An 11,616-nucleotide genomic window follows, 5' to 3' on the forward strand; every position below is an offset into this window, starting at 1 on the left:
GCCGGAGCGGCCCACGGGCCGGCGCCCGTCACCCGGACCGGGGCGGCCGCCCGCACGGCGGCGGGGCGCGCGGCACGGCGCCGCAGCAGCACCCGGACCAGTACCCCGACCGGCACGGCCACCAGCAGGAACGGCGCGACCGCCGCCAGCGCCACCAGCAGCCCCTGGACCAGCAGCACCAGGACGTGCCAGCCACCCGCGGCGGCGTGTCCGACCGAGGCCGCCAGGCCGGTCCTCTTCTTCGCGGCGGGCTCCGGCGCCGGCGCCCGTTCGGTGTGCAGCTCCAGCGTGATGGTGGAGAAGGAGGTCCGCGCCGACAGCTCCTGCTGCTGGCGCTTGAGCGACTCCAGGTCGGCCTCGCGCCGGCTCAGCTCGCTCTCCAGCGACACCACCTCGGCCAGCGTCTTGGCGTCCGCCATCAGCGCGCGGACCCGGTCCACGCTCGCCTGCTGGGTCTTCACCCGGCTGTCGACGTCCACCATCTGCTGGGTGAGGTCCTCGGCCTGGCTGGTCAGCCGGAGCGTCCTGGTACCGAGCGCGGCCAGCTGGTCCAGCATCCGCTGGTGCCCGGCGGAGGGCACCTTGAGGGTCAGCTGGGCGTCGCCGGCGGACACCGACTGGCTGCCGACGTAGCCGCCGGCCGCCTGCACCGCGTCGGTGGCCGCGGTCACCGTCCGGCCGACGTCCTTCACCTCCAGGCTCAACTGGGCCTTGTACTCGATGTGCTTGGGGTCCACCGCCGGGGCCTGCGCCGCGCCGCCCCCGGACTGCTTCGCGTCGGCCGGCGCCTTGCCGTCCGCCGCGGCCGGCTGCCCGCCGCCCGGGGCGGCCACGGCCGGCGCCGCCGCCCGGTCGCCCGTCGCCGACTTCGTGCTCCCCGAGTCCGCCGAGCAGCCGCTCAGCAGGAGCACCGCCGCGACCCCCACGGCTGCCACGATTCTTCGTCCCGTCACGATTCCAGGCCCTCCCCGTTGTTCTCGGCCGCGCCCGCCGTGGGCGCGTACTGCGGGTTCGACGCAGCCGCCTCCCCGCAGGATCCCGTCGGTTGGTCCCAACCCGGTCACGTACCGGACGCGTTCGGATGTAGAACGGCGGCGTGGACGAGATCAGCGGGGGACTGTTCACCGGACTCGCGCTCCAGGCCGACCGGATGGCGATCGGTCAGGCCGCGCACCGCGCCGGCGCGCCACCTCGCGGGCGGCCGCGGGGGGCGTGGGGAGGAGGCCGGGCGGGTCCGGGAGCTGGTCGCCGCGAGGGCCGCGGGCGGGCTCAGCCGCGCGCCGTCTGCTCCACCACCCACGCCAGATAGCCGGGACTGCCCGCCGTGACCGGCGTCGCCAGGACCTCCGGGGTGTCGTACGGGTGGCCGTCCACTAGGTGCGCCTCCAGCTCCGGATAGCGCGCCACGGTGGTCTTGAGCACCACCCGCCACTCCCGTGCCGTCTCCAGCTCGCCCTGCCACCGGTAGACGGAGGTGATCGGGCCGTCCACCTGGGCGCAGGCGGCCAGTTTGGCGGTCACTGCGGAGCGGGCCAGCGCGGCCGCGAACTCCGCGCTGTCGGTGGTGGTCGTCACGGTCAGCACGTCGGTCATACCGCGATCCTGGCACCCCCGGGTGGTCCCGGTCTCCTTCCGTCCGTCCGCCGGACCCCGCCACCGCGGCCGGTCTACGCTGCCGGGCAGATGATCGTCCGTCGATGTGGACCGGGGGCAGGGATGACCGAGCGGCTGGCAGTGGTGTCGGGTGGCGGCAGCGGGATCGGGCGGGCCATCGCCGGCCGGCTCGCCGAGGACGGCTGCCGGGTGGTGCTGCTCGGCCGCCGTGCGGAGCCGCTGGAGCGCGCCGCCGGGGAGATCGGGCGGCTCACCGGGCCCGGTACGGCCCTCGCCGTCCCCGCCGACCTGACCGACCCCGGGCAGGTGGAGGCCGCGGCCGCCCGGATCCGGGCGCTCGGACCGGTCGACGTCCTGGTCAACAACGCCGGTGCGATCATCACCCCGCCCGCCGACGACACCCTCGCCGCCCTCGCCGACTCCTGGCGGCGGGACCTGGACACCAACCTGCTCACCGCGGTGCTGCTCACCAGCGCCCTGCAGGGTGCGCTGCGCCGGCCCGGGGGCCGGCTGGTGGTGATCAGTTCGGCGGCCGCCCAGCGCGGCGGGGCGGGCCCGCACTCGGCGGGATCGTACGCGGCGGCCAAGGCGGCCCTGCACGGCTGGGCGTTCGGCCTGGCCAGGCAGCTCGGTCCGGACGGTGTCACGGTCAACGTGCTCGCCCCCGGGTACGTCGCCGACACCGAGATCTTCGGCGCCGGCTGGACCCCGGAGTTCCACGCCGGCAAGGTCGCCGACACCCTGGTCGGCCGGGCCGGCACCCCGGCGGACGTCGCGGCCGCCGTCGGCTACCTCGCCTCGCCCGACGCCGGCTACCTGACCGGCCAGGTCATCGGCCTCAACGGCGGCGCGGTCCTCGGCCGTTAGACCGCGGAGCCCGCCCGCCCTCCTGCCTGCCCGGCTGTCCGGCTGTCCGCCCGCCCGCCGGGCTGTCGGTGTGCGGCACTAGCATCCCCGGCATGACGACCCACGGCACGGCGGCGCCCGGCTACCGCATCATCGGCGCGGACGAGGCCGAGGCCCGCTTCCAGGTCTCGGCCGAGGTCGAGTACCCGTTCCGGGAGTTCGCCGACGAGCAGGAGATCCGCCTCTACGAGGGCGGGCTCGCCGTCCCCGGCGACCTGGCGGCGGAGAGCGACGGCGACTGGGTCCCGTACAACGTCATCGTCGACGGCGACCTGACCGTCGGCGGCGCGCTGGACTGGTGGGACTCGGCGGGCGGCAACTTCCTGCTGGTCACCGGCGGTCTGACGGCCCGTGCGGTGCTGCTCTCCGGCTGCCCCAACGTGGTGGTCCGCGGCGATCTGACCGCCGCCGACGGCGTCCAGGGCAGCTACGGCGACGACGGCGGCCTGCTGGTGGTCGGCGGCCGCACCACCGCACCGGTGGTCATCAGCGGCCTGTACTTCTCGATGTCCTTCGGCGAGCAGCCCGCCGCGCTGCTCGCCGCCGACCCCCACCGCACCGACCGCCCGGTCGACTTCACCGACGACGAGCTGGACCAGGTCGTCCTGCCCGCCCTGCTGGACGCCGACGGCGACGTGGACCTGCGCCGCACCGCCGCCGAGCTGCGGGCCGGCCGGACCGTGCTGCGGCCCGGCGTCCGGCCCGCGCACCTCGCCGCCCTCGACGAACTGGACGCCCTGCTCGTCCGCGCCGGCGAGATCACCGAACTCGACCTCTCCGGCCGCAAGCTGCGCGGACTCCCGGCGCAGCTGTTCCGCTTCCCCGCGCTGCGCTCCCTCGACCTGTCCGACAACCCGGACCTCGGCGACCTCGACCCGCGCCTCGGCACCCTGACCGCCCTGCGTGAGCTCGACCTCTCCGGCACCGGGCTGCGCCGGCTCCCCGACACCGTCGGCGACCTGGCCGAGCTGCGGGTGCTGGACATCTCCGGGAACCGCTTCGAGGCGCTGCCCGACCGGCTCGGCGCCCTCGCCCGGCTGGAGGTGCTGCGCGCGGCCGACCTGAGCTGCGCGGTGCCCGAGGCCCTGGCCGGCCTCGGCGCGCTGCGGGAGCTGGACCTGTCCGCCCTGCAGCCCGGCGGGTACGACGACCCGGTCGCCTTCCCGCTGCCGGTGACCGCCCTGACCGGCCTGCGCGAGCTGTCCCTCGCCCGCACCTGGCTCACCGAGGTCCCGGACGCGCTGCTGGCCCTGACCGGGCTGGTCCACCTCGACCTGCGCGGCTCGCTCTCGGCCGGCCTCCACCGGCTGCCCGACCTCGCCCGGCTGCCGCACCTGCGGGTCCTGCGGCTGAGCGGCCACACCCCCTGGACCTTCCAGCCCGAACCGGACCACGCGCTGCTGGACGCCGTGTGGGGCATCACCACGCTGGAGCACCTGGAGATCGACCGCTGGGGCGAGAAGAAGAACGGCGGCCGGATCCTGCGGCCGGCCCTCACCGCCCTGCCCGACGACGCCTTCGCCGCCATGCCGGGCCTGCGCCGGCTCGACCTGTCCTTCAACGAACTCACCACGCTGCCGGAGTCCTTCTTCGCGCTGCGCCACCTCGAAGCCGCCGACCTGCGCCGCACCCGGCTGGACCACCGCACCGCCGAGCGGGTGCGCACGGTCTTCCCCCTGCTGCGGTCGCAGTTGCGGGAGTGAGCCGCCCGGGCTGGTTCGTGGCCGGTCCGTAAGACCTGGAAGACTTCCGGGCATGGCAGAACCTCATGTCGTGCCCCCTGTCGTGCCGCCCGTCCTGCCGCCTGCCGTGCCTCATGTCGTGGTCGTGGGCGGCGGCATCGCGGGACTGGCCGCGGCCGCCTTCCTGAGCGGGCCGCCCGGCGGCGCCCCCCGGGCCCGGGTGACCCTCCTGGAGGCGTCCGGGCACCTGGGCGGCAAGCTGATGTCCGGCCTGGTCGGCGGGGTCCGGGTCGATCTCGGCGCCGAGTCGATGCTGGCCAGGCGGCCCGAGGCGGTCGAGCTGGCCCGCCTGGTGGGCCTGGACGCGGAGCTGGAGCCGCCGACCACCGCAAAGGCCGCGGTGTGGACCAGGGGGGAGCTGCGCCCGCTGCCGGCCGGCCAGCTGATGGGGGTCCCCGGCGACCTGGCCGCCCTGGCCGCCTCCGGTGTGCTCTCGGCCGAAGGCCTGGCCAGGGCCGGCCGGGACGTCCCGGCGGAGCTCGGCGAGGACACCGCCATCGGCCGCTACGTCGCCGAGCGGCTCGGCCGGGAGGTGGTCGACCGGCTGGTCGAGCCGCTGCTCGGCGGGGTCTACGCCGGCCGCTCGGACGAGATCTCGCTGCGGGCCGCCGTCCCGCAGCTGCTGGCCGCCGCCCGGGACGGCGGTCCGCTGGTCGACGGCGTGCACCGGCTGCTCGGCCGGGCCCACGCCGCGGGCGGGGCCGCCGGCCCGGTGTTCCAGGGGCTGCGCGGCGGCATCGGGACCCTCCCGGAGGCCGTCGCCGCGTACTGCCGCAAGGCCGGTGCCGACCTGCGCACCGGCACCGCGGTGTCCGGGCTGGCCCGGACCGCGGACGGCTGGCGGGTGACCGCCGGCGAGGAGGAGTTCACCGCCGACGCCGTGGTGCTGGCCGTCCCCGCGCCGCAGGCCGCCGCCCTGCTGCGGGCCGAGGTCCCGGCGGCCGCCGCCGAACTGGCCGGGGTGGAGTACGCCGGGATGGCCCTGGTGACGATGGCCTTCCACCGCGCGGAGCTGGACCGCCCGCTCACCGGCAGCGGCTTCCTGGTGCCCCCGGTGGACGGCCGTGCGATCAAGGCCGCCACGTTCTCCTCCAACAAGTGGGGCTGGCTGGAGCGCGCCGCACCCGACGCCTTCCTGCTGCGCACCTCGCTCGGCCGCCACCGCGAGGAGCAGGCGCTCGGCCTGCCGGACGGGGAACTGGTCGCCCGCTCGCTCGCCGACCTGGACCGGGCGGTGGGCCTGCGCGCCCGGCCGTACGACACGGCGGTCACCCGGTGGGGCGGCGGCCTGCCGCAGTACCCCGTCGGGCACCTGGACCGGGTGGCCCGGATCAGGGCCGCGGTGGCGGGCGCGGGGGCGCTGGCGGTGTGCGGCGCCGTGTACGACGGGGTGGGCATCCCGGCCTGCATCGCCAGTGCCCGCCGGGCCGTCGACGAGCTGGGTGGCGCCGGCGGCGCCGCCGACCCCGTGCGGGGCACCCCGCACGGTGAAGGGAGAATGGACGCATGACTGAGACCACTGCAGACCAGCCCGTGAAGAAGAAGGCCCGTGACCTCAACCAGGTCATCCGCTACACCATGTGGTCGGTGTTCAAGCTGAAGGGCGAGCTGCCCGAGGACCGGGCCGCGCTGGCCGCCGAGGTGGACGAGCTGTTCGCCCAGCTCGACGCCAAGGACGTGACGGTGCGCGGCACCTACGACGTCTCCGGGCTGCGCGCCGACGCCGACCTGATGATCTGGTGGCACGCGGAGAACTCGGACGACCTCCAGGAGGCGTACAACCGCTTCCGTCGCACCGCTGTCGGCCGGGTGCTGGAGCCGGTCTGGTCGAACATGGCGCTGCACCGCCCGGCGGAGTTCAACAAGTCGCACATCCCGGCGTTCCTGGCCGACGAGCGGGCCCGCGACTACGTCTGCGTCTACCCGTTCGTCCGCTCCTACGAGTGGTACCTGCTGCCGGACGAGGAGCGCCGGGCGATGCTCGCCGAGCACGGCATGATGGCCCGCGGCTACCCGGACGTCCGGGCCAACACGGTGGCCTCCTTCGCGCTCGGCGACTACGAGTGGCTGCTCGCCTTCGAGGCGGACGAGCTGCACCGGATCGTCGACCTGATGCGCGACCTGCGCCCGTCCCGGGCCCGGCTGCACGTGCGCGAGGAGGTGCCGTTCTTCACCGGCCGCCGCAAGCCCGTCGCCGACCTGCTGGCCGGCCTGGCCTGACCGCCGTCGCGGGCGGCGCCGGCCTCAGTGCAGCAGCGCCGCCCGCAGCCGCGCGTCCGGTACGGCCTGCGGGCCGACCATGGCGACCGCTGTGAGCAGCTCGCGCTCGGCGTCGTCGACCGGTCCGCCGTGCTGCTGCGGCAGCCGCGCGGCCCGCAGCACCCGCTGTCCGGCCGGTGCGGCCCACCGGGTGTACGGGTGCACGTCGACCCGGGCCATCAGCAGCGTCCCGCCGGTGAGGACCAGCGGGAGCGCGAACCAGGCCGCCGCGGGCCCCGCCGTCCCGGGCCCGCCCAGCAGCAGAGCCACCGCCAGCAGGGCCAGCGCCGCCAGGAACGCCGTCCTGACCTGACGGACCGCCAGCACCGTGGCCTCGCGCACCCGTGGCGGGGTCGCCAGCCCGGCGACGGCGAGCCGTTCGCCGATCTCCAGCACCGTCGGGTGCCCGGCCAGCGCCGTGCGCAGCCGGGCGGTCCGGCACTGGCCGTCGCGGCCGACCGAGCCGATCAGCGCCCGCTCCAGCCGGCTGCGGCCCTGCGGGTCGACCACGGTGGTCCAGCCGGTGTGGGCTAGGTGCAGCCGGCCCCGGGCCGCCATCAGCACCAGTACCAGGTCGACCACCCGGGTCGGCCCGCCGGCCAGGTACGCGGTCTCGTACAGGCCGACGCCGGCCGATCGCCCGCTCGCGTCCGCCGGGCCGTCCGGGTCGGGGCCGAAGGTGGCGGCGACCCGGACCAGCCGCAGGCAGGAGAGGACGGCCGTGACGCAGGCGGGGATCAGCAGGAGCAGCCACATGGGGCTGTTGTATTCCGGTCCGGGACACCGGCGGAACACAACCCCGGAGCGCGATACCGAACTGTGACCGAACCGTCCCGGTCAGGACCCGCAGCCGCCGCCACCGCCGCAGCTGGATCCGCAACTGCTGCTGGAGCCACAGCTGCTGGACGATCCGCAGCTGGACGAGGAGGACCCGCAGCTGCTCGACGAGCCGCAACTGCTGCTGGAGCCGCAGCTGCTGGACGATCCGCAGCTGCTGGAGGAGGAGCCGGAGTCCGAGCTGCTGCCGCACCAGACGGCGGTCGAGCAGGTGGAGCCCGAGGAGTCCGACGAACCCGCCGAGGGCGAGCCGATCCGCGGCAGCAGGCTCTGGCGCAGTACGTCGTCGCCGAGCACCGCCGCCCCGCCGAGCGCCACCCCGCCGAAGAGCAGCAGGTCCGCGGTCGAGGTGGAGCCGGTGTCGTGGGGCTGCCAGGGCGCGCCCTGCTGCATCAGCGCCAGCTGCCGCTTGCCGGCCGGGGTGATCCGGGCCCGGCCCGGCCGGGTGGACACCAGACCGATCAGACCGACGATCAGCAGGACGGCGAACGCGGGGAACGGGGGGAAGGAGAAGTCGTTCTCCTCGGAGATCCGGTCGATCCAGGCGAACGAGGCCATGACCGCCAGGACGACCGTGGCCGCCATGGCAAGCAGCCAGAAGCGGCGGGCCCGTACCACCGCCCGGTGCAGGTCCGGACGGCGCATCAGGCCCCGGTCGGCGAGCCGGTCGCCGATCTCCTGCACCGCGTCCGCGCGGGCGACCTTGCGGCGCAGCGCGTCGAGGTCCAGGCGCCGGGCCGGGCCGGCCGCCTCGATCAGTGCCGCCTCCACCGCGTCGCGCGGCGCCGGGTCGGTGATCGTGACGGTCCGGTCGCGGGACACCACGATCCGGCCCTCGCGCTCCATCCGGACGATCGCCGTGTCGGCGACCCGGCCCGGCCCCCCGGCCAGGAAGGCGGCGTCGAACAGCGCCAGGCCGCGGCCCGGCAGCCCCTGCGGGTTGGGGACCCGCCGCATCCGCCGCAGGGCGGTGGAGGTCCAGATCATGCCCACGGCCACCAGGGCGCAGGCGATGAGGAAGTGTGTGTGCCACATGGTGTGTCGTCCCCCGTCGGATGGGTCGTGAGGTGGTGCTGCGGCCGGCCGGCGGGCCGGCCCGGCTCAGCGGCCGAAGCGGCGGCGCAGCCGCCCGGTGCCGGCCGGCCGGAGCCACTGGGTGAGGGCGCCGCGCCACGGTGTCGCGGGCTCGGCGGTCAGCGCCCATTCGGCGAACGCCCGGGCGTCGGCCCGGTAGCCGCCGCTCTGCCGGTGCTGCCGCGCGTACCGGCGGAACAGCGGGTCGTACGCCTCGCCGAGGATCGCCGCCAGGTCCGGGGCCACCCGGGCGACGGTGTCCCGGCGCTTGGCGGCCAGGCCCTCGGCCTGGGTGCGGACCTGTTCGGGGTCGAAGCCGTCGGGCACCGGGCCGTCGGCGACGAGGGCGGCCAGCAGGTCGGTCTGCTGCCGGGCGAGCCGGGCGCGGGCCATCAGCAGTTCGGGGTCGGCCTCGCCGTCGCCGCCGCGCAGCACGTACTCGTCGCGCTCAGACATGTTGCACCTGCTGGGTCAGGACCCGGCGGATGGCGTCGAGTTCGCCGGCCAGTTCGGCCGGCGGCGGGAAGTCGGTGTCCCGCTCCAGCAGGACGCCGGGCGGTGCGGTGCGGGCGCACAGTTCGGCCAGCACCTCCAGGACCGGTGCGGTGACCGGATGGGCGTGGGTGTCGTGCCAGACGCCGCCGCGCTCGATGCCGCCGGCCACGTGGACGTAGGCGATCGCCTCCAGCGGCAGCCGGTCGAGTTCGGCACTGACGTCGAGGCCGAGGTTGACCCGGTTGGTGTGCAGGTTGGCGACGTCGACCAGCAGCCGGACCCCGGTCCGTTCGACCAGTTCGGCGAGGAACTCGCCCTCGGTGAACTCGTCCTGGGGCCAGCGCAGGTGGGCGGCGATGTTCTCCAGGGCCAGCGGCACCGGCAGCTCCTGCTGGGCGATCCGGATGTTCTCCGCGATCACCCGCAGCGACTCCCGGGAGCGCGGCACCGGCAGCAGGTGTCCGGCCTCCAGGCCGCCCGCCCGGACGAACGCCAGGTGCTCGGTGACCAGCGGCGCGGCGACCGCCTCGGCCACCTCGGCCAGCCGGGCCAGCCGGGTGCGGTCCGGCGGCTCGGCGCCGCCGAGGCCGAGCGAGACGCCGTGCGGGACGACCGTGACGCCCCGGGCGCGCAGTGCGGTCAGCGACTCGGGCAGGTGCCCGGCGCAGATGTTCTCGGCGACCACCTCGACCCAGTCGAGGCCGGGCAGCCGCTCCACCACGGTGTCGATCTCGGACCGCCAGCCGATGCCGACGCCCAGCCGGGGTGCGGTCGCAGCCGCGGTCGCGGTGCGGTCTGTCATGGTGACGCCTCCTTCCGGAGGTGCTGCCGAAACGGCATGGGAGAGGAAAGACAGGGAAGAAGGGCAAAGGTACCGGCCCGGGCGGGGGGCTCCGTCGCGCGCCCGCCCTGATGCTGAGGGTGTATCCCCGGGGGCCCACTGCCAACCCGTCCCCGGCAATCTCAGAGCTGAACTTGAGCTTTCCGTGGGACCCCGGATATTTCAGCGGCGCCCGGCCCCCGGAGTGGCTAACGTGGCCCGCCTATGACTGTCACCGTCCGTGCCTTCCGCCCGTCCGACGCCGTCGCGGCGACCGCCGCCCACCAGGCCGGCCGGCCGCATCTGATCTCCACCCCCGAGGTGGTCCGCTGGCTGGCCGCCCGCCCGCACTACCACCTGCTGGTCGCGGAGTCGGACGGTCTGGTCGTCGGTTCGGCCAGGTTCGGCGAGCTGACCGACAGTGTCACCCCGCACCAGGCCTTCCTCAACGTCAGCGTGGTGCCGGAGCACCGCCGCCGCGGCGCCGGGGCGGCGCTGCTGGCCGCCGCCGAGCAGGTGCTGCGGGCCGGGGGCACCACCCAGGCGCACGGCTGGGTCGACGACCGGCCGGGTGACCTGGCCTTCGCCGCCCGGTACGGCTACCGCGCGGGCCGCGTCGCCTACTTCGGACACCTGGACCTGACCGCCGGCCTGCCGCCGCTCACCCCGCCGCCGCCCGGCGTCGAACTGCGCCCCGCGGACGCCTTCCTGGCCGACCCGTACCCGCTGTACCTGATCGACGTGGCCGGGTCCCTGGACGAGCCGGGCGACCTGCGGCTGGACGCCCAGCCGTACGAGGAGTGGCTCGCCGAGGTCTGGGGCCGCCCGGACCTCGACCGCGCGCTCACCACGGTCGCGGTGGCGGACGGCGTCCCGGCGGCGCTCAGCGCGGTGCAGACCGACGGCGCCACCCGGTACTGGTCGGCCTTCACGGCGGCCCGTCCCGAGTTCCGCGGCCGGGGCCTGGCCAAGCTCGCCAAGCTGGACTCCCTGCACCGGGCCCGCGCGGCCGGCCTGACCGCGGCGTACACCAGCAACGACGGCACCAACGGGCCGATGCTGGCGATCAACGCCTGGCTCGGCTACCGGCGTTGCGCCGGCGAGCTGAAGCACGTCCGGGACCTCGCCTCCTGACGGTGTCGGGCGGCTCCGGCTACTCGATCTCCACGCCGTGGGCGCGGGCCAGGCCCGCCAGGCCGTCGGACCAGCCCTGGCCGACCGCGCGCAGCTTCCACACCTCGTCGGCGGCGCCGGCCCGGTGCCGGTAGACCTCGGCGACCAGCATCGCGGAGATGCCGGGGTCGGCGGGCGGCGTGAAGGTCCAGCCGGTACCGGCGGCGCCGCGCACCTCCAGCCGGGCGTCCCGCAGCTGCCCGCAGTCGGTGCCCGCATCGGTGTCCATGTTCACCGAGACGGCGACCCGCTGCACCGCGGCCGGCAGCGACCGCGGCCGGATGGTCGCGGTCTCGGTCGCGAGGCCGCCGGACGTCCCCTTCGGGCCGAGCACCACGGCGCCGCCGGCCGCCCGCGGCTGGTGGTAGAAGACGAAGTCCTGGTCGCCGCGGACGGTGCCGTCGGCGGTGAGCAGCAGCAGCGTGAGGTCGGCCTCGGCCCCGGCGGCGCCGAACACGACGGACAGCTCGGCCAGGTCGGCGTCGGGCAGGACGACGTTCTGCCCGGGCGCCAGCGGCTCGGCCCGCGCCGCCCGGGCCGGGACGCCGCGGGGCCGCGCGGCACCGGCGGTCCCGGGGCGGGCGCCGAGCCGGCCGGACAGGCCGTGCTGGTGCAGCAGTTCCACCAGCTGTTCGCCGTCGACCAGGGTCAGCGGCTTGCCCTTGACCCAGTCCCGGGAGCCCTTGCCGAAGGTCG

Annotated in this window: 12 protein-coding genes; 5 read left to right on the forward strand and 7 right to left on the reverse strand. The window is 75.9% G+C overall.

Translation table 11 applies throughout. The features are described from left to right. Both AA75_RS16185 and cutA read right to left on the reverse strand, forming a co-directional pair. A partial coding sequence (locus tag AA75_RS16185) for a DUF4349 domain-containing protein (protein WP_206743441.1) occupies window positions 1-935 on the reverse strand: 935 nt, incomplete at its 3' end. Between the two features lie 334 nt (window positions 936-1,269). After that, the gene (gene cutA, locus AA75_RS16190; RefSeq protein ID WP_033820744.1) at window positions 1,270-1,593 is read right to left on the reverse strand and encodes a divalent-cation tolerance protein CutA; all 324 of its coding nucleotides are present in this window, start codon (window positions 1,591-1,593) and stop codon (window positions 1,270-1,272) included. A gap of 123 nt (window positions 1,594-1,716) precedes the next feature. Here cutA and AA75_RS16195 point away from each other — a divergent pair, with 123 nt between their 5' ends. The 4 genes from AA75_RS16195 to hemQ all read left to right on the forward strand — a co-directional run bounded on the left by AA75_RS16195 (window position 1,717) and on the right by hemQ (window position 6,482). Then, window positions 1,717-2,481: an SDR family NAD(P)-dependent oxidoreductase gene (locus AA75_RS16195; protein ID WP_033820745.1), complete on the forward strand. Its 765-nt coding sequence runs from the start codon at window positions 1,717-1,719 to the stop codon at window positions 2,479-2,481. 92 nt (window positions 2,482-2,573) lie between these two features. Then, a complete protein-coding gene (locus AA75_RS16200) occupies window positions 2,574-4,223 on the forward strand; it encodes a leucine-rich repeat domain-containing protein (protein ID WP_033820746.1) in 1,650 nt (549 codons plus the stop codon). A 52-nt stretch (window positions 4,224-4,275) separates the two neighbouring features. Then, on the forward strand, window positions 4,276-5,772 hold the full coding sequence (gene hemG, locus AA75_RS16205) for a protoporphyrinogen oxidase (protein WP_051812546.1): 1,497 nt from the start codon (window positions 4,276-4,278) through the stop codon (window positions 5,770-5,772). Next, the gene (gene hemQ, locus AA75_RS16210; protein ID WP_033820748.1) at window positions 5,769-6,482 is read left to right on the forward strand and encodes a hydrogen peroxide-dependent heme synthase; all 714 of its coding nucleotides are present in this window, start codon (window positions 5,769-5,771) and stop codon (window positions 6,480-6,482) included. The genes hemG and hemQ overlap by 4 nt, the downstream gene beginning before the upstream one ends. A gap of 24 nt (window positions 6,483-6,506) precedes the next feature. On the opposite strand, the gene AA75_RS16215 is transcribed toward hemQ, so the two are convergent. The 4 genes from AA75_RS16215 to AA75_RS16230 all read right to left on the reverse strand — a co-directional run bounded on the left by AA75_RS16215 (window position 6,507) and on the right by AA75_RS16230 (window position 9,729). Next, window positions 6,507-7,277, reverse strand: a complete 771-nt coding sequence (locus AA75_RS16215) for a TIGR04222 domain-containing membrane protein (RefSeq protein ID WP_033820749.1) — start codon at window positions 7,275-7,277, stop codon at window positions 6,507-6,509. 81 nt (window positions 7,278-7,358) lie between these two features. Further along, window positions 7,359-8,393 (reverse strand): TIGR04222 domain-containing membrane protein, encoded by a 1,035-nt coding sequence (locus AA75_RS16220; protein ID WP_051812548.1) that lies wholly within the window; start codon window positions 8,391-8,393, stop codon window positions 7,359-7,361. 66 nt (window positions 8,394-8,459) lie between these two features. Next, complete coding sequence (locus AA75_RS54000) at window positions 8,460-8,888, reverse strand: hypothetical protein (RefSeq protein ID WP_063794369.1); 429 nt, start codon at window positions 8,886-8,888, stop codon at window positions 8,460-8,462. Next, window positions 8,881-9,729: a DUF692 domain-containing protein gene (locus tag AA75_RS16230; RefSeq protein WP_051812551.1), complete on the reverse strand. Its 849-nt coding sequence runs from the start codon at window positions 9,727-9,729 to the stop codon at window positions 8,881-8,883. The genes AA75_RS54000 and AA75_RS16230 overlap by 8 nt, the downstream gene beginning before the upstream one ends. A gap of 243 nt (window positions 9,730-9,972) precedes the next feature. On the opposite strand from AA75_RS16230, the gene AA75_RS16235 reads away from it, so the two are divergent. Further along, window positions 9,973-10,881 carry a GNAT family N-acetyltransferase gene (locus tag AA75_RS16235; RefSeq protein ID WP_033820750.1) on the forward strand — a complete coding sequence of 303 codons (909 nt, stop codon included), beginning with the start codon at window positions 9,973-9,975 and terminating at the stop codon, window positions 10,879-10,881. Window positions 10,882-10,900: 19 nt separating this feature from the next. Here the strand turns inward: AA75_RS16235 and AA75_RS16240 are convergent. Then, the coding region (locus tag AA75_RS16240; RefSeq protein WP_033820751.1) for a TerD family protein at window positions 10,901-11,616 on the reverse strand (716 nt) is incomplete at its 5' end.

The organism is Kitasatospora sp. MBT63, from assembly GCF_000710465.2.
In the GTDB taxonomy this organism is placed as follows: Bacteria; Actinomycetota; Actinomycetes; order Streptomycetales; family Streptomycetaceae; genus Kitasatospora.

Bases quoted from the DNA above. Each gene is read 5' to 3' on its own strand.
- hemG (WP_051812546.1), top strand. From the start codon at position 4,276: ATGGCAGAACCTCATGTCGTGCCCCCTGTCGTGCCGCCCGTCCTGCCG.
- AA75_RS16215 (WP_033820749.1), bottom strand. From the start codon at position 7,277: ATGTGGCTGCTCCTGCTGATCCCCGCCTGCGTCACGGCCGTCCTCTCC.
- AA75_RS16235 (WP_033820750.1), top strand. From the start codon at position 9,973: ATGACTGTCACCGTCCGTGCCTTCCGCCCGTCCGACGCCGTCGCGGCG.
- AA75_RS16220 (WP_051812548.1), bottom strand. From the start codon at position 8,393: ATGTGGCACACACACTTCCTCATCGCCTGCGCCCTGGTGGCCGTGGGC.
- AA75_RS16195 (WP_033820745.1), top strand. From the start codon at position 1,717: ATGACCGAGCGGCTGGCAGTGGTGTCGGGTGGCGGCAGCGGGATCGGG.
- AA75_RS16200 (WP_033820746.1), top strand. From the start codon at position 2,574: ATGACGACCCACGGCACGGCGGCGCCCGGCTACCGCATCATCGGCGCG.
- AA75_RS16230 (WP_051812551.1), bottom strand. From the start codon at position 9,729: ATGACAGACCGCACCGCGACCGCGGCTGCGACCGCACCCCGGCTGGGC.
- AA75_RS54000 (WP_063794369.1), bottom strand. From the start codon at position 8,888: ATGTCTGAGCGCGACGAGTACGTGCTGCGCGGCGGCGACGGCGAGGCC.
- hemQ (WP_033820748.1), top strand. From the start codon at position 5,769: ATGACTGAGACCACTGCAGACCAGCCCGTGAAGAAGAAGGCCCGTGAC.
- cutA (WP_033820744.1), bottom strand. From the start codon at position 1,593: ATGACCGACGTGCTGACCGTGACGACCACCACCGACAGCGCGGAGTTC.